Source organism: Streptomyces sp. NPDC051555 (assembly GCF_044454405.1).
Lineage (GTDB): Bacteria > Actinomycetota > Actinomycetes > Streptomycetales > Streptomycetaceae > Streptomyces.
In genome coordinates, this window is record NZ_JBITDP010000014.1 from 194249 (window position 1) to 216216 (window position 21968).

At 74.1% G+C, this 21968-nt stretch carries 23 protein-coding genes and 1 pseudogene; 9 read left to right on the forward strand and 15 right to left on the reverse strand.

Annotated elements, in window-relative coordinates:
• Positions 1-3 precede the first annotated feature (3 nt).
• The gene (locus ACIBEA_RS26880) at positions 4-1260 is read left to right on the forward strand and encodes a cytochrome P450 (RefSeq protein WP_399265117.1); all 1257 of its coding nucleotides are present in this window, start codon (positions 4-6) and stop codon (positions 1258-1260) included.
• Between the two features lie 25 nt (positions 1261-1285).
• Here ACIBEA_RS26880 and ACIBEA_RS26885 read toward each other — a convergent pair whose 3' ends face one another.
• Positions 1286-1759: a MarR family winged helix-turn-helix transcriptional regulator gene (locus ACIBEA_RS26885; RefSeq protein ID WP_399265221.1), complete on the reverse strand. Its 474-nt coding sequence runs from the start codon at positions 1757-1759 to the stop codon at positions 1286-1288.
• A gap of 153 nt (positions 1760-1912) precedes the next feature.
• Between ACIBEA_RS26885 and ACIBEA_RS26890 the strand changes: the two genes are divergently transcribed.
• Positions 1913-2329 carry a nuclear transport factor 2 family protein gene (locus ACIBEA_RS26890; RefSeq protein WP_399265119.1) on the forward strand — a complete coding sequence of 139 codons (417 nt, stop codon included), beginning with the start codon at positions 1913-1915 and terminating at the stop codon, positions 2327-2329.
• 39 nt (positions 2330-2368) lie between these two features.
• Here ACIBEA_RS26890 and ACIBEA_RS26895 read toward each other — a convergent pair whose 3' ends face one another.
• A complete protein-coding gene (locus tag ACIBEA_RS26895; RefSeq protein WP_399265121.1) occupies positions 2369-3943 on the reverse strand; it encodes an ABC transporter permease in 1575 nt (524 codons plus the stop codon).
• Positions 3940-4965, reverse strand: coding sequence for an ATP-binding cassette domain-containing protein (locus ACIBEA_RS26900; protein WP_399265123.1), 1026 nt, complete (start codon positions 4963-4965; stop codon positions 3940-3942). Before ACIBEA_RS26900 ends, ACIBEA_RS26895 begins: the two co-directional genes overlap by 4 nt.
• 71 nt (positions 4966-5036) lie before the next feature.
• On the opposite strand from ACIBEA_RS26900, the gene ACIBEA_RS26905 reads away from it, so the two are divergent.
• Both ACIBEA_RS26905 and ACIBEA_RS26910 read left to right on the forward strand, forming a co-directional pair.
• Positions 5037-5531 (forward strand): GbsR/MarR family transcriptional regulator, encoded by a 495-nt coding sequence (locus ACIBEA_RS26905; protein ID WP_399265223.1) that lies wholly within the window; start codon positions 5037-5039, stop codon positions 5529-5531.
• A gap of 81 nt (positions 5532-5612) precedes the next feature.
• Positions 5613-6023: a VOC family protein gene (locus ACIBEA_RS26910; RefSeq protein WP_399265125.1), complete on the forward strand. Its 411-nt coding sequence runs from the start codon at positions 5613-5615 to the stop codon at positions 6021-6023.
• Here ACIBEA_RS26910 and ACIBEA_RS26915 read toward each other — a convergent pair.
• The gene (locus ACIBEA_RS26915; protein WP_399265127.1) at positions 5953-6570 is read right to left on the reverse strand and encodes a hypothetical protein; all 618 of its coding nucleotides are present in this window, start codon (positions 6568-6570) and stop codon (positions 5953-5955) included. The genes ACIBEA_RS26910 and ACIBEA_RS26915 overlap by 71 nt on opposite strands.
• Positions 6571-6600: 30 nt before the next feature.
• The gene (locus ACIBEA_RS26920; RefSeq protein ID WP_399265224.1) at positions 6601-7521 is read right to left on the reverse strand and encodes a diacylglycerol kinase; all 921 of its coding nucleotides are present in this window, start codon (positions 7519-7521) and stop codon (positions 6601-6603) included.
• Between the two features lie 184 nt (positions 7522-7705).
• Between ACIBEA_RS26920 and ACIBEA_RS26925 the strand changes: the two genes are divergently transcribed.
• Positions 7706-8989 carry an adenylosuccinate synthase gene (locus ACIBEA_RS26925; protein ID WP_399265129.1) on the forward strand — a complete coding sequence of 428 codons (1284 nt, stop codon included), beginning with the start codon at positions 7706-7708 and terminating at the stop codon, positions 8987-8989.
• 106 nt (positions 8990-9095) lie between these two features.
• Here ACIBEA_RS26925 and ACIBEA_RS26930 read toward each other — a convergent pair whose 3' ends face one another.
• The 5 genes from ACIBEA_RS26930 to ACIBEA_RS26950 all read right to left on the reverse strand — a co-directional run bounded on the left by ACIBEA_RS26930 (position 9096) and on the right by ACIBEA_RS26950 (position 11845).
• Positions 9096-9527 (reverse strand): DNA-binding protein, encoded by a 432-nt coding sequence (locus tag ACIBEA_RS26930; protein WP_399265131.1) that lies wholly within the window; start codon positions 9525-9527, stop codon positions 9096-9098.
• Positions 9524-9772 carry a hypothetical protein gene (locus ACIBEA_RS26935; protein ID WP_399265133.1) on the reverse strand — a complete coding sequence of 83 codons (249 nt, stop codon included), beginning with the start codon at positions 9770-9772 and terminating at the stop codon, positions 9524-9526. Before ACIBEA_RS26935 ends, ACIBEA_RS26930 begins: the two co-directional genes overlap by 4 nt.
• An 85-nt stretch (positions 9773-9857) precedes the next feature.
• Complete coding sequence (locus ACIBEA_RS26940) at positions 9858-10661, reverse strand: DUF1906 domain-containing protein (RefSeq protein WP_399265135.1); 804 nt, start codon at positions 10659-10661, stop codon at positions 9858-9860.
• A 109-nt stretch (positions 10662-10770) separates the two neighbouring features.
• The gene (locus tag ACIBEA_RS26945; RefSeq protein ID WP_399265137.1) at positions 10771-11040 is read right to left on the reverse strand and encodes a hypothetical protein; all 270 of its coding nucleotides are present in this window, start codon (positions 11038-11040) and stop codon (positions 10771-10773) included.
• Between the two features lie 64 nt (positions 11041-11104).
• Positions 11105-11845, reverse strand: a complete 741-nt coding sequence (locus tag ACIBEA_RS26950) for a TetR/AcrR family transcriptional regulator (RefSeq protein WP_399265139.1) — start codon at positions 11843-11845, stop codon at positions 11105-11107.
• Positions 11846-11918: 73 nt separating this feature from the next.
• Here ACIBEA_RS26950 and ACIBEA_RS26955 point away from each other — a divergent pair, with 73 nt between their 5' ends.
• On the forward strand, positions 11919-13160 hold the full coding sequence (locus ACIBEA_RS26955; protein ID WP_399265141.1) for an FAD-dependent oxidoreductase: 1242 nt from the start codon (positions 11919-11921) through the stop codon (positions 13158-13160).
• 19 nt (positions 13161-13179) lie between these two features.
• Here ACIBEA_RS26955 and ACIBEA_RS26960 read toward each other — a convergent pair whose 3' ends face one another.
• From ACIBEA_RS26960 to ACIBEA_RS26975, 4 genes are all read right to left on the reverse strand, one after another.
• On the reverse strand, positions 13180-14070 hold the full coding sequence (locus ACIBEA_RS26960; RefSeq protein ID WP_399265143.1) for an alpha/beta hydrolase family protein: 891 nt from the start codon (positions 14068-14070) through the stop codon (positions 13180-13182).
• A 303-nt stretch (positions 14071-14373) separates the two neighbouring features.
• The gene (gene kynU, locus ACIBEA_RS26965) at positions 14374-15621 is read right to left on the reverse strand and encodes a kynureninase (protein ID WP_399265145.1); all 1248 of its coding nucleotides are present in this window, start codon (positions 15619-15621) and stop codon (positions 14374-14376) included.
• Complete coding sequence (locus ACIBEA_RS26970) at positions 15614-16462, reverse strand: tryptophan 2,3-dioxygenase family protein (RefSeq protein ID WP_399265147.1); 849 nt, start codon at positions 16460-16462, stop codon at positions 15614-15616. Before ACIBEA_RS26970 ends, kynU begins: the two co-directional genes overlap by 8 nt.
• 166 nt (positions 16463-16628) lie before the next feature.
• Positions 16629-17042: a DUF3151 domain-containing protein gene (locus ACIBEA_RS26975; protein WP_399265149.1), complete on the reverse strand. Its 414-nt coding sequence runs from the start codon at positions 17040-17042 to the stop codon at positions 16629-16631.
• Positions 17043-17189: 147 nt separating this feature from the next.
• Between ACIBEA_RS26975 and ACIBEA_RS26980 the strand changes: the two genes are divergently transcribed.
• The 3 genes and pseudogenes from ACIBEA_RS26980 (at position 17190) to ACIBEA_RS26990 (ending at position 19706) form a co-directional block, all read left to right on the forward strand.
• A complete protein-coding gene (locus ACIBEA_RS26980; RefSeq protein ID WP_399265151.1) occupies positions 17190-18431 on the forward strand; it encodes an IS701 family transposase in 1242 nt (413 codons plus the stop codon).
• Positions 18432-18548: 117 nt separating this feature from the next.
• A pseudogene (locus ACIBEA_RS26985) lies at positions 18549-19319 on the forward strand (alpha/beta fold hydrolase); the annotation flags it as partial.
• Between the two features lie 15 nt (positions 19320-19334).
• Complete coding sequence (locus ACIBEA_RS26990) at positions 19335-19706, forward strand: barstar family protein (RefSeq protein WP_399265226.1); 372 nt, start codon at positions 19335-19337, stop codon at positions 19704-19706.
• 19 nt (positions 19707-19725) lie between these two features.
• On the opposite strand, the gene ACIBEA_RS26995 is transcribed toward ACIBEA_RS26990, so the two are convergent.
• Positions 19726-21765, reverse strand: coding sequence for a helix-turn-helix domain-containing protein (locus ACIBEA_RS26995; RefSeq protein WP_399265153.1), 2040 nt, complete (start codon positions 21763-21765; stop codon positions 19726-19728).
• Positions 21766-21968: the final 203 nt, after the last annotated feature.

A 21968-nucleotide genomic window follows, 5' to 3' on the forward strand; every position in this document is an offset into this window, starting at 1 on the left:
GGGGTGGACTTCGATCCGTGGGACGCCGCTTTCGTCGCCGACCCCTACCCCGCCTACCGGACGTTGCGCGAGCGGGGGCGGGCGGTGTGGTGCGAGGCCACCGGGCAGTGGCTGATCCCGCACTACGCCGACGTGAGTGCGCTGCTGCGGGACCGGCGGTTGGGGCGGACGTACCTGCACCGGTTCAGCCACGAGGAGTTCGGGCGCGGCGCGCCACCGCCGGAGCACGAACCGTTCCATGTCCTCAACGGCAACGGCCTGCTGGATCTGGAGGACCCCGCGCACGCACGGGTGCGGCGGCTCGTGGCGAAGGCGTTCACCCCGCGCACGGTGGAGCGGCTCGCGCCCGCCGTGGAGCGGCTCGCCCGGGAGCTGACCGCCCGGTTCGTCGCCGCGGGCGGCGGGGACCTGCTCAGCGCCGTCGCCGAACCGCTGCCGGTGGCGGTGATCGCCGAGCTGCTCGGGATCCCGGAGGCGGACCGCGGGCCGCTGCGGCCGTGGTCGGCGGACATCTGCGGGATGTACGAGCTGAATCCCGGACCCGAGAGCGCCGCGCGGGCGGTCCGGGCGAGCCTGGAGTTCAGTGCGTACCTGCGCGACCTGATCTCCGAGCGCCGCAAGACCCCCGGCCCGGACCTGATCTCCGCGCTGATCGCCGCACACGACGACGAGGAGGGCGGTCGGCTCAGCGAACAGGAGATGATCTCCACCTGTGTCCTGCTGCTGAACGCCGGCCACGAGGCCACGGTCAACACCACCGCGAACGGCTGGTGGACCCTGTTGCGCCATCCGGCCGCCCTCGCACGGCTGCGCGACGACGTTGCCGCCACCCAGGGCCCCGGCAGCGGCGGCCGCGGAATCGGCGGTCTCGAAAAGTTGTCCACAGCTGTGGACGAACTCATGCGGTACGACACACCGCTCCAGATGTTCGAGCGCTGGGTGCTCGACGACATCCAGGTCGGCGACACCCTCATCCCGCGCGGCGCGGAGGTGGCGCTGCTCTTCGGCTCCGCCAACCGCGACCCGGCGCGCTTCGCGCACCCCGACGCGCTGGACCTCGGGCGGACCGACAATCCGCACCTGACCTTCGGGGCCGGGATCCACTACTGCCTGGGCGCACCGCTCGCCCGGCGGGAACTGACCGCCTCCTTCGGGGCCCTGCTCGACCCCGCGGTCCCGCCCTTGCGGCTGGTGCGCGAGCCGCAATGGCGCGAGGGCTACGTGATCCGGGGGCTCCGGGAGCTACTCGTCGAGTGCTGACGGGCGCGCGGTCCCGCGCGGCGGCCTACGCCCCGAAGGGGCCCTCGTCGACGAACCTGCGCAGGTGGCGGGCGAACGCGCGCGCCTCGTCCTGCGGCCATGAACTCAGCGTGGCCCCGATCCGGTCGGCGAGGCGCCGGCGCATGGTCTCCACCGTGCGCTCCCCCTCCTCCGTCAGGGCCAGGAGCACGGCCCGCCGGTCGGAGGGGTCCGGCTCGCGCCGCACCAGGCCGGCGGCTTCGAGCCGGGAGGCCCGCCGGCTGACGCCGGAGCGATCCAGGCCCACGGCGACCGCCAGGTCGGCGGCGCTGCACGGGCCGGTCCGGGCCAGGCCGCTGAGCACCGGGTAGGTGACCTCGTCGACGGCTTCGCCGAGGTTGTCCGTCAGGGCTTGGTACAGGCCGGCCCGGAGGGTGCGCTTGAGCAGCTCCCCCAGGGCGTCGGCGACCGCGTGACCCGTCGCGTCGTCCCGCGCGTCGTCCGGCGCGTCGCCCCTCACGCTGTCCGTCGTGTTGCCCGTCTCGTGCTCCGGCTCGTTGTCCACACCCAAAGAATAGCGTGCGTTGCGCACGCAGTCCGTGTTATGTTCCTCTTCATAAGCGTGCGCAACGCACGCAATGCCTGTCTTCGGACCTGCCCCGTGGAGGACACCATGAGCAGCATCGACACCAGCGCCCCCCAGAACACCGACATCAGCACGGCCCTCGCCGACCTCCTCTTCGCCCCGGAGCTCGACCTCCAGATCGCCGTAGACCGGCACTTCGCCCCCGACTACCGCCAGCGCACCGACGGCAGCTGGGCCGACCGCGCCGAATTCACCGCGCACATAGCCCACCTGCGCACGGTGCTCGCCGGGGGCAGCGTCGAGGTCCACGAGGAGCTGACCAACGGGACCCTGTACGCCGACCGCCACACCGTCCGCGCCACCAAGAAGGACGGCTCCACCGTCCACATGGAGGTCTACCTCTTCGGGGAGTTCGCCGCCGACGGCCGCTTCCGCCGCATCGAGGAGACCACCCTGATGCTGAGCGGCAGCGAGGCCGACCGGGACCTCGGCAGCGCCCGCTGAGCCCCGCCCGCCCCCGCAGGCCCGGGCCCGGCGCCGCCGTCAGGCGAGCACGTCGCGGCGGCGCAGTGCGGCCAGGCCAGCCACCGTCAGCAGGGCCGCCACCGCGGTCAGGGTGAGCACCGGTATCCACTCGAAGGCCCCGGCCCCGGGCAGCCGGGGCAGGTGCGCGAAGGGCGAGAGCCGCAGGGCCGCCCGCGGGAGGTTCAGCGCCGGACCGACCCAGCCGAGGGCCAGCACCGCCCCGGCCACCGCCCAGGCGGCCACCGCGAACCGCGGGAGCGCGCCGTACAGCAGCACCGCCAACGCTCCGAGCACCCAGACCGCCGGCAGCTGCGCGAGGCAGGCCCCCACCGCGGCGCCCACGTCCTGCCCGTGCCCGAGGCCGAGCCCGAGCCCGCCCAGGGCCAGGACCAGCGCCGATCCGCCGAAGGCGATCACCAGGTGGCCGCCCGCCCAGGCGAGCCTGCCGACGGCGCCCGCCAGGAGCGGTTCGGCGCGCTGGGCGTTCTCCTCGCCGCCGAGCCGCAGCACCGACGACACGATGTACAGCGCGGCCACCATCGCCAGCAGCGCGGCCATCGCCGCGAGGAAGGAGTCGGCCATCGCACCCTGACCGCCCATCCGCTCGATGATCTCGCGGGTCCTCTCGTTGTCCCCTACCAGTTGGGCCACGCCGTCCGTCATCGCGCCGAAGCTCGCACCGGCCACGAGGAAGGCGGCGCCCCACCCCAGCGCGCTCCCCCGCTGGAGCCGCCACGCCAACGCCCAGACCCCGCCGAGCCGTCCGCGCGCGGGCCCCGGCCGGGCCGCGAGGAAGCTCATCCCCAGGTCCCGGCGCCCGGCCAGCACGTACGCGAGGACCATCAGCACCGCGCCGGCCGTGGCGAACAGGCCCAGGACCCACCAGCGTTCGCGGGCGAAGGGCCGTACGTTCTCCAACCAGCCCAGCGGCGAGGCCCAGGTCAGCGCCGATCCCCCGGCGACCCGACCCGCGTCGCCGGCCGCGCGCAGCAGGAAGGCCGCGCCGAGCAGCGCGCCCGTGAGCCCCTTGGCCAACCGCGCGCTCTCGGTGAGCTGCGCGGCGATCGCCGCGAGCACCGCGAAGAGCGACCCGGTCGCGCCGAGCCCGACCCCCAGCGCCAGCGCCCCGCCCGCGCCCCGGCTCGACAGCCCGGCCGTCACCAGCACCGCGACGAGCCCATTGGCGACGAGGGCGGCCAGCAGCGCGGCGGTCAGCGGGGCCCGGCGCCCCACCATGGCGGCGCAGAGCATTTCCTGACGGCCGCTCTCCTCCTCCTCGCGGGTGTGCCGGACCACGATGACCAGGCTCATCACGGCCGCGCACAGGCCGGCGAAGACCCCGCCCTTCCAGGCGCTGAGCGCGCCGATCGAATCGCCGAAGACCGGCCCGTACAGGGCGCGCAGGGACCCGTTGGCGTTGGTGGTGACGAGCAGCCCGGCCCGCTCGGCGGCCGTCGCGTACGTCGCTTCCAGCGAGGCGGGCATGCTGAGGACCAGCAGCGAGACGACCCCGATCCACACCGGCATCAGCACGCGGTCGCGGCGCAGGGCCAGGCGCAGCAGGCTTCCGGTGCCGGCGAGTTGATTCCTCATCGCACACCTCCGGCCACCGCGCCGACGCCGGCAGAGCCCGGAGTGCCCGGAGAGCCCGGATCGCCCCCGGCACCCGCTTCCGCATAGTGGCGCAGGAAGAGTTCCTCCAGCGTCGGCGGCGTGGCGGTCAGGGAGCGGACCCCCGATGCGGCGAGGGCGCGCACCACCGCGTCCAGCTCGTCCGTATCGACCTGGAGCCGGACCTTCAGGCCCTGCCCATGGGCCGGCCCATGCCCATGCCCCGGCCCATGCACCTCGACCTCGTGCACCTCGACCTCGCGCACCTCGACCTCGTACACCCCGGGCAGCTGCGCGAGTCCGTTCGGGGCGGTGGTCAGCTCGGCGGTGATCGAGGTGCGGGTGAGGTGGCGCAGCTCGGCGAGGGTGCCGCTCTCCACCGTGCGCCCCTTGCGGATGATGCTGACCCGGTCGCAGAGGGTCTCGACCTCGCTGAGGACGTGCGAGCTGAGCAGCACCGTCCGCCCGGCGGCGCGCGCGTCGGTGACGCAGCCCTGGAAGACCTCCTCCATCAGCGGGTCGAGGCCGGAGGTGGGCTCGTCGAGGATCAACAGGTCGACGTCGGCGGCGAAGGCGGCGACGAGCGCGACCTTCTGCCGGTTGCCCTTGGAGTAGGTACGCCCCTTCTTGGTCGGGTCGAGCTCGAACCGGTCGAGCAGCTCGGCCCGGCGGGCCTCGTCGAGGCCGCCGCGCAGCCGCCCGTACAGGTCTATGACCTCGCCGCCGGAGAGGTTGCGCCACAGGGTCACATCGCCGGGCACGTAGGCGACGCGGCGGTGGAGGGCGACCGCGTCGGCCCAGGGATCGCCCCCGAGGAGCTCGGCCGTGCCCGAGTCCGCGCGCAGCAGACCCAGCAGGACCCGGATGGCGGTGGACTTCCCGGCGCCGTTGGGCCCGAGGAAGCCGTGTACCTCACCGGTCTCGACCGCGAGGTCGAGACCGTCCAGTGCGCGGGTGCGGCCGAACGACTTGTGGAGCCCGGCGACGCTGATGGCCTTCGTCATGTTCCGAACGTACGCTACTTTCATGAATTTGTGAAGATTGGAAATCGCGTAAAGTCGGGAGCGTGGCGGACATGGAAACGACGACGGACACGGGCGCGCGCGACGAGGAAGCGGTCTCCCGCTTCGTGGAGCGCTTCGCCTCCCAGCTGACCGAGGCGGGCATGCAGCGCATGGCCTCGCGGGTCTTCGCCGCGCTGCTCGCCAGCGACGGCGGCGCGATGACCTCGGCCGAGCTGAGCCTGGCCCTACAGATCAGCCCGGCGGCGGTATCGGGCGCGGTCGGCTACCTCACCCAGGTCAACATGGTCAGCCGGGAGCGCGAGCCGGGCTCCCGGCGCGACCGCTACGTCCTGCACAACGAGCTCTGGTACGAGACCTTCACCCGCCGCGACCAGGTCCTGACCCTCTGGGAGCGGACCCTGCGCGAGGGCGCGGCCGGCCTGGGTCCGGACACCCCCGCCGGGACCCGCATCGCCGAGACGGCGGCCTTCTTCGAGTTCCTCCAGGGCGAGATGCTGGCCATGATGGACCGGTGGCGCGTGCACCGCGCCACGCTGGACCTGTAGACGCCCCCAGGCGCTGCTGGACGCCCGTGAACGCTCGTAGACGCCCCAGACCCCACCGATCCACCCGGAGGACGGCGCGCCATGGCCTCGATGCCGCAGAAGATCACCACGTTCCTGATGTTCGAGGGCCGGGCGGAGGAGGCCCTGACCTTCTACACCTCGCTGTTCGAGGACTCCGAGGTCGTCGACATCCGCCGCTACGGCCCCGAAGGCCCGGGCGAGGAGGGCACGGTGCTGCGCGCCACCTTCGCGCTCGCCGGGCAACGCTTCACCTGCATCGACAGCCACGTGAAGCACGCCTTCGGCTTCACCCCGGCGGTGTCGCTCTTCGTCGAGTGCGACGACGGGGCCGAGCTGGAGCGCCTCTACGGGGCCCTGGCCGAGGAGGGCACGGAGCTGATGCCCCTGGGCTCGTACGGGTTCAGCGCCCGCTTCGGCTGGGTGAACGACCGCTTCGGCGTCTCCTGGCAGCTGAACCTCCAGGAGGCGTGACCGGGCGGAGCCGTCCGCGCCCCAGCCGCCGCGCCCCCGGCGCCCACACCAGGCAGCGCGCCCCCGGCCCCGGGTCCCCCGCGCACCACAGCACCCCGTCCGCCGCCACCGCCGACCCCGGTGGCCAGGGCCGCGCCGGGACGACGCGGTGGCCGAGCGGGCCCAGCGCCACCACCAGCCGTCCCTCCCCGAGGAGCAGCACCGGGGGCCGCAGCCCGCGCCGGCGCACCGTGATCCGGTACGGCCTCCAGTGGGCCGGGGCCGGCAGTGCGCTCCCGGCCCCCCGGGCGGCGTACAACTCGCGCACCCCGAGCACCACAGGGCTCAGCAGCACCACCAGCAGCAGCGCCCCCACGGCCCGCGGCCGTATCAGCGCGCACCCGGCCACCGCGGGCCACCAGAACACCGGCAGCAGGCACAGCAGCAGCGCGTCCCGGCGCCACTCGCCCACGGCCTCGCGCAGCGCCGCATCATCCGGCGCCTCCTCGTCCGGCTCCGGGCCGTCCGGCGTCGGGCCGTCCGGCGTCGGGCCGTCACCCACTGTCACCCGTCCCCCTCCGGCTCGGCTCGGCCGCCCTCACCGGGGCAGTGTGAGCCCCCACGCCGCCGGTCGCAGGGTCCAGGTGCGGCGCCGCACCGGGCCGGTGTCGGCGTGGTCGGCGCGGTAGCGGAAGTCCGCCCCCGAAACCGTGACGGACAGTCCCCGCCCGATCACCGCGGGCCCGGCGTCCACCATCCGGACAACGACTTCGACCAATCCGTCGCGCGCCACCACGGCCACGTCCGCGACCGCCTGGTCCACGTCGCTGACCAGCACTCCGTCCGCCTCCACGCGCAGCCGCAGCCGCTGGACGGGCGCGGCCCCGCGCCCCACGGGCGGCCGCACCAGGGTCCGCACCAGCGACCGGCACGCGCTCCACACGGACGGCGCTCCGGGCCGCCCGGGCGCCCCCGGCGCGGCGGCCCGCGCCACCGCGAGCCCGGCCACGGCACCCGAAGCGGAAGCGGAACCGGGCGGTCCCGCGCGCCCCGCCGCACCGACGGGCGCGGCGCCCGCCCCGACGATCCGCAGACCCCCCAGCACCACCCCGTCGCTGTCGTCAACCAGCAGGTCACGGGCGCGCACGACCCCGTCGAGCACGGCCCGCGCCCCGGCCACCGCACCCACCGGCACGCCCAGGGAGCGCGCCAGCGACAGCGACGGGGCGGCGCCCACGGGCACCAGCGCGAGCGACGCGTCGGCCAGCTCGCGGCGCCGGTGCAACAACCCCACGGCGCGCACCAGCGCCTGGTCGTCACCCACGATCACGGGTTGCCGATGACCCCGGCGGGCAAGGGCCCGCGCGAACTCCTCAAGACTCTCGGGGAGGCAGATCTTCGCTGCCGCCCCGGCCGACAAGACATCCTTCGCGATCCGCACGGACTCGCCGTCGAGGCGGCGGGCGACCGGGTCGACGAGCACGAGCAGGCCGCCTACCGGCGCGCCCGCATGGCTCATGGTGGGCTCTGGAGCCGACACCTCGGTCCTTCCTCGGGTAGCATCTTTGTGCAAGAGGCCCTTGCGCTATTGCGCCAGGGCCTTCGTCTATTCCGGGGTACCGGTCCGACGGCTCAGCCTGCGGTGTACATCGTCGTACGCCCCCTGACCTTGGACATGCCCCATCCGGAAGAGGTGTACGCCTGTGCCCGCTCTTGTGCTGCTCGGAGCTCAGTGGGGTGACGAGGGCAAGGGAAAGGCCACCGACCTGCTCGGTGGATCCGTTGACTATGTAGTGCGCTACCAGGGTGGCAACAACGCCGGCCACACGGTCGTCGTGGGCGACCAGAAGTATGCACTGCACCTTCTCCCTTCCGGCATCCTCTCGCCTGGATGCACCCCGGTCATCGGCAACGGTGTCGTCGTCGACCCGGCCGTCCTGCTCTCCGAGCTGCGCGGCCTGAACGAGCGCGGCATCGACACCTCCAAGCTGCTCCTGAGCGGCAACGCGCACCTCATCACGCCGTACAACGTCACCCTCGACAAGGTCGGCGAGCGCTTCCTCGGCAAGCGGAAGATCGGCACGACCGGCCGTGGCATCGGCCCGACGTACGCGGACAAGATCAACCGCGTCGGCATCCGCGTCCAGGACCTCTACGACGAGTCGATCCTCACCCAGAAGGTCGAAGCGGCGCTCGAGGGCAAGAACCAGCTCCTGGCGAAGCTGTACAACCGTCGCGCGATCGACGCCGCCCAGATCGTCGAGGAGATGCTCGGGTACGCGGAGCTGATCAAGCCCTACGTCGCCGACACCACCCTCATCATCAACAACGCGCTCGACGAGGACAAGGTCGTGCTCTTCGAGGGCGGCCAGGGCACGCTGCTCGACGTCGACCACGGCACGTACCCCTTCGTCACCTCCTCGAACCCGACCGCGGGCGGCGCCTGCACGGGTGCGGGTGTCGGCCCGACGAAGATCTCGCGCGTCATCGGCATCCTGAAGGCGTACACGACCCGCGTCGGCGCCGGCCCGTTCCCGACCGAGCTGTTCGACGCGGACGGCGAGGCGCTGCGCCGCATCGGCGGCGAGCGCGGTGTCACCACCGGCCGTGACCGCCGCTGCGGCTGGTTCGACGCCCCGATCGCCCGCTACGCGACCCGCGTGAACGGCCTGACGGACTTCTTCCTCACGAAGCTCGACGTCCTGACCGGCTGGGAAGAGATCCCGGTCTGCGTGGCGTACGAGATCGACGGCAAGCGCGTCGAGGAGCTGCCCTACTCGCAGAGCGACTTCCACCACGCGAAGCCGATCTACGAAACCTTCCCGGGCTGGTCCGAGGACATCACCAAGGCCAAGACCTTCGACGAGCTGCCGAAGAACGCCAAGGCGTACGTCAAGGCCCTGGAGGAGATGTCGGGCGCCCCGATCTCCGCGATCGGCGTCGGCCCCGGCCGCACCGAGACGATCGAGATCAACTCGTTCCTGTAGCCGGACCGGCGGCCCGACCCGGCCGCCACCCTGTACGACGCCCGGGGGGCGGACCGCTGCGTGCGGTCCGCCCCTCGGCGCGTGGGGCACCGTCGTCACTCGGCGGTCAGAGACCGATGATCCGGACCCTGCCCCCGCACAGCTTCGTCATGTCGTCGACGTCCGAGGTCAGCAGGATCACGGGGCCGGGCTGTCGCAGCGCCATCTCGGCGACCGTCGCGTCGATCGCGTACTTGTGGCCGTGCAGACCGGTCGCCTTCAGCAGCCGCGTGGCGGCCTTGGCGGACGCCTCGGTGACGGGCTCGACCCTCGCACGCGACAGCGCCCACTTGAGTTTCGCCTCGTTCAGGCGGTCATGGCCGACCTCGACGATCGTGTTGGCACAGACGACCATCTGCGCACCCAACGAGTGGTAAAGGGCGAACCGCGCCCACATCCTGCGGTCCTGGGTGATCCACGCCGACAGGCCCTGGGAGTCGAGAACAACCGTCCCGACGGACACCGTCCCGACGGACACCGTCCCGACGGACTCGGTCATGCTGCCTGCGCCGACACCTGAGTCTCGGGCTGGTCGAACAGCTCCGCTCTCGCGGCAGCCAGCTCTTCCTCCGTGAAGGCCCCGTGCTCCTCCTGGTAGCTCCTCAGATCATCGCCGAGCAGGTGGTGCCGGATCTGCCGGGCTACGGCCTCGGCCACATACCCGGAGATGTTGTCCGTGAGCCCCTTGAGGGCCTCCACCTGCTCGGTCGGCAGCGTGACGGTGATGCGTGTGGTTCCCGACATGGTTCGAGCATATGACGGTATGCGCCCCGTAGGGGAGGGGAAAGCGCAAGGATCACCCCACCCGGTGATCCGGGGAACGTCCGGGCTACCGCGCCGCCGGGCCGTCCAGGCGGTTGCGGTCGATGGTGAGGGTCTCGCCGCCCCAGGTCTCCTGGACGTTGCCCGCGAACTGGTGGATGCGGGCGTCCTTCGGCCACAGGTCGGCGGTCAGCGGGCCCTGGTCGGCCGTCGAGTCCTGCTTGTCCCAGCGCGCGTACCAGAGGGCCTCCGGGAGCGGGGAGCGGCCCGCGCGGGCCGCTTCGGCCAGGTCGCGGACGCCGGAGCCGAGGCTGGAGTAGAAGCCGGCGCGGTAGCCCGAGGCGTGCAGTTCCCGCGTCCAGCCGACCACCGCGTCGACGACGGCCCGGCCGCATTCCGCGGGGGCGTCCTTCACGGCGTACGACTCGATGTCCAGGTAGACCGGGCTGTCCTTGCCGATGCCGAGCGCGGTGAGCGCCCGTACGGCCTCCTGGGCCTGGGCCCGGCCCTGGTCGGCTGCGCGGGCCGGGGCGAAGCGCTGGGTCTTGTGCGGGTAGTCGTTGCAGGGCGCCTGCATGCCGACGTGCGCGGGGATCAGCCGCCAGCCCATGGCCCGTACCCGACGGACCCACTCGGCGGTCAGTTCCGGCTGCGCGCAGTGCCGTTGGCCGCCGCTGACGTAGATGCCGACGGCCCGGTAGGGGGACGTCCCGTACCAGGCCCGCATGGCCTTCAAGGGGGGCGCGGCGCAGGCGTCGAAGCCGAGGCCGTGGATCACCTCGGTCGGCGGCGGGGCGGCCGCGGGGGTGGTCATGCCGAGCAGGGCGAGGGAGGCGGCGCTCAGGCCGAGGTTCCGCAGAAGGGTGCGCACTGACCGGGACCCTGCCGCCCCGGTGCCGCCAAGTGGGGGACCGCCACGGCGTGTCGGCGCACGCTCACCCCTTCCGGGGACGAGCGGGGCGCGCCTTGACGTCACGCCCCTAGAACTCGTTGAAGCCGCGCGCCGCGTCGTAGATGTCGACCTCGATGACGACCACGAAATGCCAGGTCACGACGTATTCGAGGTTCACGTGGCCCTCCCACATCCCACGCGTCACGGGGTCGTCCGTGTAGACGAGGTGGGTGCCCGCGCACTCGGGGTCTTCCAGGATCCGGTCGACCATCCCCGTGAACACGTCCCGGTCCGTGGCCGGCATGTAGTGGTCGACGAACCGGGCGACCTGCTCGGTGAATTGCAGACGTCTCTTCATCGCCGCCGAGCGTAGGCAAGGAGGGGCGATCCCGCCCGGAATTTTCCGGCGGCCGCCGGACGGCCTAGGGAGCGAGGACCCCGTCGAGCATGCGGCGGGCGAGGGCCGTGAGTTCCGCGGGGTCGGGTGCGGGCCGGGTGCGGGCCGGCGCGCCGGCGAGGCGGTCGAAGAGCACGCCGTCGGTCCAGGCGACCAGCAGTTCGCCGGCCTCCTCGGGCCGGGCGGCGCCCAGCGCCGCGACGACGGCTGCCGCCCGGGCGCGGGCGGCCAGGCCCGTCCGGTGCAGGGCGGCGGCGAGCTCGGGCGTGCGCGCGGCTTCGAGGCTGAGCTCGTAACGGGCGAGTTGGCGCTCACGGCCCGCGGTCATCCAGTGGTGCAGCAGCGCGCCGAGCGAGGCCGCGGCCTCGTCCCGCGAGGGCGGGCGGGGCCGCTCGGCTGCGTGGGTGGCGGCGTGGGTGGCGGCGAGGTCGTCCACGCCGTCGAGGTCGGCCGGCTCGACCAGGTCGGCCAGGCCGTCCAGCTCGACCAGGTCGGCCAAGTCGGCCAGGTCCCGCTCCTCGATGCGCGCGTAGCAGGCGCCGATCAGTGCCGTGCGCGTGCGGAAGTAGTACGACGTGCTGCCCGCGGGCAGCCCCGCCGCGGTGTCGATCGCGCGGTGGGTGAGCCCCCGGAGGCCCGCCGCGGCCACGGTGGCGATCGCGGCGTCCGCGATGAGGGTGCGGCGGTCGGGGGCGGGGCCGTCTGGGGTGGGGCCGTCTGGGGTGGGGCCGTCGGGGGTCGCTCGGTCGGGGGTGGGGATGGACATGGACCCACTCTACAGCTGTAGAGTGACGGCTCTACGGATGTAGAGGGCGCTTGGACGAGGGGATGGGTGTTCCATGTCGCAACGTCACGCGGTGGTGGTCGGGGCCGGGATAGGCGGCCTCACCGCCGCCGTCGCACTGCACCGCCGGGGCTGGCAGGTCACCGTCTGCGAACGCGCCCCCGAACCCCCCGTCACGGGCGCGGGCATCGGCCTCGCCCCCAACGCCCTGCGCGCGCTCGACGCCATCGGCGTCGACGCCGCCCGCGCCGCCGGCGGCCACGTGCCGGCGACGATGGGGGCGCGCCGCTCCGACGGGCGGTGGCTCACCCGGACCGCCACCGCCGACATGGCGGCCCGCTACGGCGTGGCCCCCCTCGCCGTCCCGCGCTCGGCCCTCACCACCGCCCTGGCCGGCGCCCTCCCGCCGCGGGCCCTGCGCTACGGGGCCGCCGTGACCGCCGTGGACGGGGACGCCGTGGGCGGGGACGCGGCGGACGGGGACGCGGGCCGGGCGATCGTCCGTACGGCGGGTGGCCCGGACCTTTCCGCGGACCTGGTCGTCGCCGCCGACGGCATCCACAGCCCGCTGCGCCGCGCGCACTTCCCCGCCCACCCCGGTCTGCACTACCTCGGCGAAACCGCCTGGCGGACCATCGTGGACGCCCCCGAGCTGCGGGTGGCGGCCATGAGCGAGACCTGGGGGCGGGGCGAACGGTTCGGCCTGACCCCGCTCTCCGACGGCCGGCTGTACCTCTACGCCACCGCGCCGGCCCCGGCCGGCACCCGGTCGGCGGACCCCCGCGCCGAACTCCGCCGGCGCTTCGGCGCGTGGCACGACCCGATTCCGGCCCTGCTGGACCGCATCGACCGCCTCGACCCCGCCGACGTCCTCCAGAACGACCTCTACGACCTGGCCGCCCCGCTCCCGCGCCTGCACCACGGCCGGATCGCCTGGCTCGGCGACGCCGCCCACGCCATGGCCCCCAACCTCGGCCAGGGCGGCTGCCAGGCCATCGAGGACGCGGTGGTCCTCGCCCACCTGCTGCCCGAGGGAAACGCTCCTGCGGGGAACGCGCCCGCAGGGAGGGGCGCCGACCCCGTCCCGGCCGCGCTCGCCGCGTACACCTCCGCCCGGCTGGCGCGCACCGACGCCGTGCGCGTGCGGGCCCGCCGGGTCGGCCGGCTGGGCGCCCTGCGCAACCCGCTCGCGGCGGCCGCCCGCGACCTCGCGGTCCGCGCCACGCCCGCCCGCCTGGCGCTGCGCGGCATGGACGACCTCTTCGACGGCTTCCGCCTGCCCGGAGGGACGGCCTGATCCCGGGCAGGCGGCGCGGTCACCAGGCCAGTTGGGCGATCTCCTCCGAGACCACCGCGCAGGCGTCCGCGGCCGGGTCGATGAGGGGGAAGTGACCGACGCCGTCCAGGATCGTCAGGCCGACCGTCTCCCCCGCGTGCGCGGCGGCCGCCACGTACGCCTCCGACACTTCGTGCGGGACCACGATGTCGTCGCGGCCCTGGACGACGGCCGTGGCGATGCCGGTCGGCAGGAGGGCGGCCGGATCGGCGTACGGGAGGCGGGCCGCGAAGTGCTCGGGGCCGCCCAACAGCTGGGCCGAGGCGCCGCCGCAGACGCCGCGCGCCTCGGCCTCGGTGAAGTCCGCGATGGGGGCCAGCGCCACCACGCCGCGCAGCGACGGCGGCGCGGGCAGCCGCCAGGGGGAACCGGCCGGCAGGACGTGCCGGGCGGCGGCCCACAGGGCGAGGTGGCCGCCCGCCGAGTGGCCGGTGATCACCATGCGGCGCGGGTCGATCCCCGGCAGGGCGCTCGCCACCAGTGCGGGCAGGGCGTCCAGCGCGGCCGCCACGTCGTCGAAGGTTTCCGGCCAACGACCCGCGACCGGGCCGTCGCCGCTGCCGGGGGACGCGCTCTGGTGCGGCAGGGAACTGCCGCGGCGGTACTCGACGTTGGCCACCGCGAAACCCCGGCGGGCCAGGAAGTCCGCGAAGGGGGTGATGTGGTGGCGGTCGTACGGGGCGCGCCAGGCGCCACCGTGCAGGACGACGACGAGCGGCGCGGGGCCCGGGCCCGGGGCGCGGGGGGCGTAGAAGTCGATGACCTGGTCGGGGTGTTCGCCGTAGGCGGCGGTGGCGTCCGGAGCGACCGGCGGGTGGGAGAAGGCCGACTCGGCCTCGGCAGCGTCACGTTCCACTGCGGGGTCCGTCATCAGCTCAACCTCCGGTAACGCGTGGGACAGCGGGGACAGCAGAGCCGGCGGGTACATGTGTTCCGGGCAGAGCGGGACCGTATCAGGCCGGAACCTGCTGTTCCGTGCCACCCCGGGCGTACGGGGCGCACACGCGGGGGCGGGCGCGGCCGTAGCCCCGCCCGCCCCCTTGCCGTGACGTTTCGCCCGGACATCACCCGTATATGCGACCCGTGTGACGGGGTACGTCCCTCAGTACGTCCGTACGTACGTCCTGAGGGACGCCCCTCAGGACGTTCCTCATGACGCCCCTCATGACGTTCCTCAGGACGCCGTCAGCACATCCCCCAGCGTCCGGGCCGCCAGCTCCGCGTCCGCGAAACCGACGTACAGCGGGGTGAAGCCGAACCGCAGGACGTCGGGCGCCCTGAAGTCGCCCACGACGCCGCGCGCGATCAGCTCGGCCATGACGGCGCAGGCGTTCTCGGTCCGCAGCGACACCTGGCTGCCGCGCTCCGCGTGCGCGGCCGGCGTGACCGACCCGACGGCGCCCGCGGGCACGTACGCGGCCACGCACTCCAGGAAGAAGTCGGTCAGGGCCAGGGACTTGGCGCGGACGGCCTCGACCGTCACGCCCTCCCAGGCGTCCAGGGCCGCTTCGAGGGCCAGCATCGACAAGATGTCCGGGGTCCCGACCCGACCGCGGACCGCGCCCTCGGCCGGGCTGAAGCCGGGGGTCATCGCGAAGGGGTCCGCGTGACCGTTCCAGCCGGGCAGCGGCGAATCGAAGTCCTGCTGGTGGCGGGCGGCGATGTACAGGTACGCGGGGGAACCCGGGCCGCCGTTCAGGTACTTGTACGTGCAGCCGACGGCGAGGTCGACCGCGTTCTCGTCGAGCTCCACCGGCAGGGCGCCCGCGCTGTGGCACAGGTCCCAGACGGTGACCGCGCCCGCGGCGCGGGCCGCCGCGGTGAGGGCCGGGAGGTCGTGCAGTCGGCCGGTGCGGTAGTCGACGTGGTTGAGCAGGACCACGGCGGTGGACGGGCCGAACGATTCCGCCGCCCGGTCGGGGTCGACGGGTATGACCCGCAGACCGGTCATCCGGGCCGCGGAGGCCGCGATGTAGCCGTCGGTCGGGAAGGTGGCCGCATCGACCAGCAGGTCGGTGCGGCCCTCGCCCGCCAGGCGGGCGGCGCCGACCAGCGCCTTGAAGAGGTTGACGCTGGTGGAGTCGCCCACCACGGTCTGGCCGGGGGCCGCGCCGATCAGGGGGGCGATGCGGTCGCCGATGCGTTCGGGGGCGGTCCACCAGGTGCCCTCGCTCCAGGAGCGGATGAGCTCCTGGCCCCACTGCCGGGTCACGACGTCCGCCGTCGTGGCGGCGACGCCCGCCGGGAGGGCGCCGAGGCTGTTGCCGTCCAGGTAGACGAGGTCCTCGGGGAGCGTGAAGCGCTCGCGGAGCTTGGCCAGCTCGTCCTCGGCGTCCAGTCGGGCCGCGCGGGCCCGCAGGGCGGCCGCGGCCGCGTTCGCCGCGTTCGCCGCGTTCGCCGAGGTCGTCGGGGTCTCAGACATGGCTGCGGGCCGTCCAGAGTTCCGGGAAGACGTTCTTCGTGGCGCGCTTCTCCAGCCAGGTCACCCCGGCCGAGCCGCCCGTGCCCGTCTTCGCGCCCATCGCGCGGCGGGTCGCGACCAGGTGGTCGTTGCGCCAGCGCCAGACCAGCTCCGCGACGTCGGTGAGGACCTCGCCGAGGCGGTGCAGGTCGCCGTGGGCGTCCGGGTCGGCGTACAGCTCGGTCCAGACGGCCTCGACGAGCGGGGAGGGCTCGTAGCGCTGGGTCAGGTCGCGGGACAGGACCGAGGCGGGGATCCGCAGGCCGCGGCGGGAGAGCAGGCGCAGCACCTCGTCGTAGAGGCTGGGCTCGGCCAGCGCCTTCTCCAGCTCCGCGTGGACGCGCGGCGCGCCGCGGTGCGGGACCAGCATCGACGCGGACTTCTCGCCGAGGAGGAACTCCATGCGGCGGTACATCGCGGACTGGAAGCCGGAACCCTCGCCGAGGGCGGCGCGGTAGGAGTTGAACTGGCCCGGGGTCAGCTGGGCGAGGGGGCGCCAGGAGGCGTTGAGGGCCTCCAGCTCGCGGAGGGAACGTTTCAGCGCGTCCATCGCCACGGGGATCTCGTCCTCGCGCAGGGCGCGGGCCGCGGTCTCCCACTCGTGGACGATGACCGTGAACCACAGCTCCATGACCTGGGTGGTGACCAGGAAGACCATCTCGCCCGGGTCGTCGGAGCGCAGGTGCTGGAGGTGGGTGAGGACGTCCGCCTGGACGTAGTCCTCGTAGGGGGTCGTGCCGGCGAAGTCGAGGTTCGGGGTTTCCGAACCGCCCACTCCGGAGGCATCAAGGGATTCCGACATCGCTGTCTCCTCGATATGAACTTCCGGGTAGCGGTCCGCCCCTTCCTGCTGGGTGAGTGGAGCTCCGGTCCCCTGTTCGCATCATAGGCCCGGGCCCCACGGGGCCCGCCAGTGGAGAGTGACCACCTTCACACCCTCCCCGGCGGGCCCGGGAGCACCGGGAGCCTCAGTTCAGGGTGTCGGCCGCGGTCGCCGAGGAGTCGCGCAGGAAGGTCGCGCAGCGCTCGTACTCCGCGTCCTCGCCGATGGCCTGCGCGGCGCGCGCGAGGGCGTGCAGGGCGCGCAGGAAGCCGCGGTTCGGCTCGTGCTCCCACGGCACCGGGCCGTGGCCCTTCCAGCCGGCGCGGCGCAGCGAGTCCAGACCGCGGTGGTAGCCGGTACGGGCGTACGCGTACGACTCCACGGCGCGGCCGGCCTCGAACGCGTCGTCCGCCAGGCGCGCCCAGGCGAGCGAGGAGGTCGGGTACTTCGCGGCCACCTCGGCCGGTTCGGTGCCGGCGGCGAGCGCCTCGCGCGGCTCGGGGTCGTCGGGCAGGTGGGTCGGGGCAGGGCCGCCGAGCAGGTTCTCGTGAATCGACATGCCCCCAGTCTGCGGTACTCCCGGGCCCGTGGTGGGGGGCCCACCACACCGGGCGCCAGGTGTGTGCCCGGCACACCTCCCCGCACCCGGGTCCCTCACCGGACGGTGGGACACGAAGGTCGTCAGTCGACTTAACGGGGGAAGACAATGACCACGAGCACCATCCACAGGAGTCACCTGGCCACACGTCCGCGCAGCGGCCGCACCGGGCTGGGACGCGCCGACGGCGGCGGGCACCGAGCCCACGAGGCCGCCGAGGACCTGTGCGGGGCGGTGTTCGGATCGCTGCGGCGCCGGGACCAGCGGGAGAAGGGCCTCCAGTACGTGCGGGGCCTGCTCGCGACGCCCGGCCGCAAGTCGATCCGCAACATCGCGCAGCAGATCGGCGGGCCCGCCGCCGAGCAGAGCCTGCACCACTTCATCGCCGGCTCCACCTGGGACTGGCAGCCGATCCGCACCGCCCTGTCGCAGTACCTGGAGCAGTCCTCGCCGCTGACGGCCTGGGTGGCCCAGCCGATGGCGATCCCCAAGGGCGGGGAGCACTCGGTGGGCGTGGGGCGCCAGTACGACCCGCACCGCGGGCAGATGTTCCGCGGGCAGCAGGCCTTCGGGATCTGGTTCACCTCGGCCGACGTCGTCACTCCCGTGGGGTGGCGGCTGTACCTGCCGGACGAGGAGGGCGCGGCCACCGGGGCCGCGGGAGCCGCCGGGTTCGAGGGCGGCGAGCGCTCCGGGGAGACGTACGAGGAGTGCGCGGTCACCGGGGTCCTGGACGCCGTGCGCGAGGTCGGGGTGCCGGCGCGGCCGGTGCTGCTCGACATCCAGAACATCGGCACCCGCTCCACGATGAACCGGTTCGCCGACGCGCGGCTGCCGGTGCTCGCCCGGATCAGCCCGGCCGCCCGGCTGCTCGTGACCGACCCGGCGCTGCCCGGGCACGGCGCGGGGACCCTGGCCGCCCGGGACGTGCTGCAGAACGTACGGGCGCTGCGCACGGTGGTCGAGTGGGCCGACCCGCTGTACCCGGGGCAGCGGCGCACCTCGCTCGTGGCCGCGGTGCGCGTGATGATGCCGGACCCCTCCCCGGCGCGGCGGCGCCATCTGACCCTGCTCGGCGAGTGGACCGACGCGCGCAGCCTGCCCTCGCAGCTGTGGGTGACGGACCTGGCCCGACCGGTGCCGGTGACCCCGGCCGTGCTGCTGCGGATGACGAAGCAGGCGCGGCGGGTGTCGGCGAGCTCGGCGCACAGCGTGCAGGAGGTCGGGCTGCGGGACTTCGCGGGGCGTTCGCTCCAGGGCTGGCACCGGCACGTGACGATGGCGTCGGTGGCGCACGCGGCGCGCTGCCTGTCGGAAACCGGGATGCCGGTCGGTCGCGAGCTTGTCTAGGGTCGCCCGGTAACAGGTCGTCGGCCGGGGGGGGCGGACCCACAGGTCTCCCCCCCCGGCCGACGGCCCGAGAAGTCGTACGGGAATCAAGTCGTACGGGAATGACGGGGGTTCGTTGTGCACAGTGCTGTGGTCACCGCGGAGGGCGACCGGATCCGGTGGGTCGAGCTGGCCGGGGAGGAACCGGCCAGGGTGTACCTGCACGGGCTGGGTTCCACCTCGCCCGCGTACTTCGCGGCGAGCGCGACGCACCCCCGCCTCGCCGGGCGGCGCTCCCTGCTGCTGGACATGCTGGGGCACGGGCACAGCGACCGCCCCGAGGACTTCTCGTACACGCTGGAGGCGCACGCCGACGCCGTGGCGGCCGCCCTGGTCGACGCCGGGGTCGGCGGGGGCGAGGTGATCGCCCACAGCATGGGCGGGGCCGTCGCGATCGTGCTGGCCCACCGCCATCCGGAGCTGGTCTCCCGGCTCGTGCTCGTCGACGCCAACCTCGACCCGGTCCGGCCGCCCGCGCCGGGCGCCGCGGTGGCGGCCGGGAGCAGCGGGCTCGCCACCTACACGGAGGAGGAGTTCCTCGCGGGCGGGTGGGCCGAGGTCCGCGACCGGGTCGGCGCGCACTGGTGGTCGACGATGCGGATGGCGGGGCGGACCGCCCTGCACCGCAGCGCCGTCCACCTCGCCGCGGGGACCGTGCCCACCATGCGCGAGCTGCTGCTGGAGCTGCGGATCCCGCGTGCCTTCCTCTACCCGGCCGAGGACGGCGCGCTGGAGGGGGCCGCGGAGTTGGAGGCGGCCGGGGTGTCCGTCGTGGCGGTCGAGGACTGCGGGCACAACATCATGCTGGACAATCCGGACGACTTCGCGGCGGCGGTGCGGGCAGCCCTGGACACGGCGCTCTACGTGCTCGACGGGCGGCGGATCGGGAACCTGGAGGACTTCTGGCGTGAGGTCGGCGAGGCGGTGAACGGGCCCGAGGGGTACTTCGGGCGCAATCTCGACGCCTTCAACGACTGCCTGCGCGGGGACTACGGGACGCCCGACGACCGTGACTTCCACTTCGAGTGGTACGACCACGAGCTTTCCCGGGAGCGGCTCGGGCACGCCGAGACCGCCCGCCAGTTGGAGCTGCGGCTGACGCGCTGTCATCCCACCAACCGCGAGCGGGTCGCCGAGGAGTTGGCGGCCGCGCGGCGCGGGGAGGGGCCGACGGTCTTCGACTGGCTGACGGAGATCATGGAGGGACAGGCACCGGGGGCGCTGCGGCTGCGCTGAGGAACGCCCGCGGGACGGTCTATGTGGGCGGCCGGGTGCGGACGAGGACCTCGCGCGTGCGGCGCAGTCGCAGCGCCATCTGGATCTCCAGGGCCTGGGCCGGCTTCTGCCAGCCCTCGCCCAGGAGTTCCGCGATCCGCTCCAAGCGGCGCGAGACCGTGTTGGCGTGGACGTGCAGCGCCTCGGCGGCGTGCGTGGGGCTGCCGCCCGATTCGAAGTAGGCCTCCAGGGTGCGGGTCAGCTCGGTGAAGCGGGCCGCGTCGTACTCCAGCACCGGGCCGAGGGCCTGCGCGATGAAGGCGTCCACGTCGTGGTCCGCCGACAACAGCAGCCCGAGGAAGCCGAGTTCGCTCAGGGAGGCGGTGCCGCCGGCCCCGTCGAGCGCGGTCAGCGCGTCCAGGCAGCGCGCGGCCTCCTCGTACACCCCGGCGACCGCGGCGGCGCCCTTGGCCGGGCCTGCCGCGCCCGTGGAGACCGGGTGCCCGAGCAGCGGGGTGACCTCCATCGAGACCTGCCGGGCCGCAGCGGAGGCGTCGGCGCCGGGGAGCAGCAGCACGATGCAGCCGCGGCGGACGCCCTTGAGGCCGCCGACCCGGTACGCGTACGAGCTCGCCCAGGCGACCGCACGGCCCAGCTCCCCGCCCTCCGGCCGGACCACGACCACCACGTGCGGCACGTCGAGGTCGATGCCCAGGCGCCGGGTGCGCTCGCGCAGGTGCAGGTCGGAGGAGTGGTTCGGGCGGTCCAGCAGTTCCTGGAGCAGCTCGTCGCGTACGGGCCCCTCGGCCGCGGCCGTGCCCCGCTGGATCAGCATGTGGGAGGCAACCGACAGGGCGGCCAGCTCCAGCAGCCGTACGTCCTCCTCGGTGAGGGGCTCGGCCGCGTGCAGCACCAGCACGCCGAGGTCCTCGGCCCCGGCCGTGACGGGCGCGACCCACACCTCGCCCGTGTCGCGCGCCGCGAAGTCGGCATCGGCGAAGTCGCCGTGGTCGTCGGCGTCCACCGGGTCGGCGGTGCGGTCGGCGTCGGCGGCGTGCGCGAGCCGGACCGGGCGGCGGGCCGTGTGCGCGTGCAGGGCGCCGCGGGTCACGGCGGCCTCGTCGAGGTCGACCGGTCCGGGACCCGGGGTCAGCGGGCGGCCGCCGGGGTCGCGGACCTGGAGCACGCCGTCCAGCGCGTCCGCGGTGGTCCGGGCGAGGGTGGCCAGACCCGCCCCGTCCAGGACGAGGCGGGCGAGCCGGGCGTGGCAGTCCCACAGGTAGCGGACCCGGGTCAAGGTGGTGTCGGTGACGGAGCCGAACCGCTCCAGCTCGCTGACCTCGTCGCGGGCCCGCTCCAACAGCCGCGCCTTCTCGACCGCGACGGCCGCCAGGTCGGCCAGCGACAGCAACGTCCCGACCTCTGCGGAGCCGAAGGAGCGCACGCGGCGGTCCGCTCCGTAGAGCACGCCGAGTATGCCCTCGCGGTGGCGCATCGGTACGGCGACGACGGCCCGCACGCCCTCGGCGCGCACCACGGCGTCCACGCCGGGGGAGTGCGCGAGGGTGGCGTCGTTCGGGTAGTCCGCGCTCCAGACCGGGGCGCGGCGCTCCCGCACGAGCGCCCCGAGCCCGTCGGCGGCGCCGATCCCGAGCCCCGACTCGTAGCCGGCCGTGCCGCCGTCGGACAGGTGGGGGTACGAGGTCCCGTCGGGCCGGGTGAAGGTGATGCAGACCACGTCGAGCCCGAGCAGCCGCCGCGCCCGTCGTGCGATGACGCGCAGCAGGCTGTCGAGGTCGTAGGAGGAGGTCAGGTCGTGCGCGGTGTCGGCGAGCGCGACCAGCGCGTCGCCGCCTTCCGGCGCGGCGCCGGGGTCCCGGGGCCGCGGGAGCGGCGCCGGGGACGTGCGGGCGCGGATCTCGCGGGCCAGCAGGACGGCCCTGGCCAGGCCGGGGTCCGCCGTGGGCAGGAGCGCGTCGAAGGCGGCCTCCGGCGCGCCCGCGGCCAGTAGCTCCAGGACGGCGAGTGCCGGCGACGAGCCCCCGGCAACGTTCCCGGCGGTGTCCGCCGCTCGTTCCATGGGTCCCGTTCCCCCGCTCCCGACGTACCGGTACGAAACTAGCCATCCGAACCTAGGTTCCACCGTGATCGTGGTCAAGTGAGCTTGCGCTGGTCAGAGCGGGTGCACGGGCGGGACGACAGCCGCGCCCCGGGAGGTAAGCGGAAGGTGGAGGGGTGCCGGGCGGACCCACAGCCCGGCCACAGCACGGCCACAGCGGGCCC

What these genes read in the sequence shown, in the direction of transcription:
- ACIBEA_RS26890 (WP_399265119.1), top strand. Translation starts at nt 1,913, where the DNA reads ATGAGCAGCATCGACACCAGCGCCCCCCAGAACACCGACATCAGCACG.
- ACIBEA_RS26895 (WP_399265121.1), bottom strand. Translation starts at nt 3,943, where the DNA reads ATGAGGAATCAACTCGCCGGCACCGGAAGCCTGCTGCGCCTGGCCCTG.
- ACIBEA_RS26900 (WP_399265123.1), bottom strand. Translation starts at nt 4,965, where the DNA reads ATGACGAAGGCCATCAGCGTCGCCGGGCTCCACAAGTCGTTCGGCCGC.
- ACIBEA_RS26905 (WP_399265223.1), top strand. Translation starts at nt 5,037, where the DNA reads ATGGAAACGACGACGGACACGGGCGCGCGCGACGAGGAAGCGGTCTCC.
- ACIBEA_RS26910 (WP_399265125.1), top strand. Translation starts at nt 5,613, where the DNA reads ATGGCCTCGATGCCGCAGAAGATCACCACGTTCCTGATGTTCGAGGGC.
- ACIBEA_RS26920 (WP_399265224.1), bottom strand. Translation starts at nt 7,521, where the DNA reads ATGAGCCATGCGGGCGCGCCGGTAGGCGGCCTGCTCGTGCTCGTCGAC.
- ACIBEA_RS26930 (WP_399265131.1), bottom strand. Translation starts at nt 9,527, where the DNA reads ATGACCGAGTCCGTCGGGACGGTGTCCGTCGGGACGGTGTCCGTCGGG.
- ACIBEA_RS26935 (WP_399265133.1), bottom strand. Translation starts at nt 9,772, where the DNA reads ATGTCGGGAACCACACGCATCACCGTCACGCTGCCGACCGAGCAGGTG.
- ACIBEA_RS26945 (WP_399265137.1), bottom strand. Translation starts at nt 11,040, where the DNA reads ATGAAGAGACGTCTGCAATTCACCGAGCAGGTCGCCCGGTTCGTCGAC.
- ACIBEA_RS26950 (WP_399265139.1), bottom strand. Translation starts at nt 11,845, where the DNA reads ATGTCCATCCCCACCCCCGACCGAGCGACCCCCGACGGCCCCACCCCA.
- ACIBEA_RS26955 (WP_399265141.1), top strand. Translation starts at nt 11,919, where the DNA reads ATGTCGCAACGTCACGCGGTGGTGGTCGGGGCCGGGATAGGCGGCCTC.
- ACIBEA_RS26960 (WP_399265143.1), bottom strand. Translation starts at nt 14,070, where the DNA reads ATGACGGACCCCGCAGTGGAACGTGACGCTGCCGAGGCCGAGTCGGCC.
- kynU (WP_399265145.1), bottom strand. Translation starts at nt 15,621, where the DNA reads ATGTCTGAGACCCCGACGACCTCGGCGAACGCGGCGAACGCGGCGAAC.
- ACIBEA_RS26970 (WP_399265147.1), bottom strand. Translation starts at nt 16,462, where the DNA reads ATGTCGGAATCCCTTGATGCCTCCGGAGTGGGCGGTTCGGAAACCCCG.
- ACIBEA_RS26975 (WP_399265149.1), bottom strand. Translation starts at nt 17,042, where the DNA reads ATGTCGATTCACGAGAACCTGCTCGGCGGCCCTGCCCCGACCCACCTG.
- ACIBEA_RS26980 (WP_399265151.1), top strand. Translation starts at nt 17,190, where the DNA reads ATGACCACGAGCACCATCCACAGGAGTCACCTGGCCACACGTCCGCGC.
- ACIBEA_RS26995 (WP_399265153.1), bottom strand. Translation starts at nt 21,765, where the DNA reads ATGGAACGAGCGGCGGACACCGCCGGGAACGTTGCCGGGGGCTCGTCG.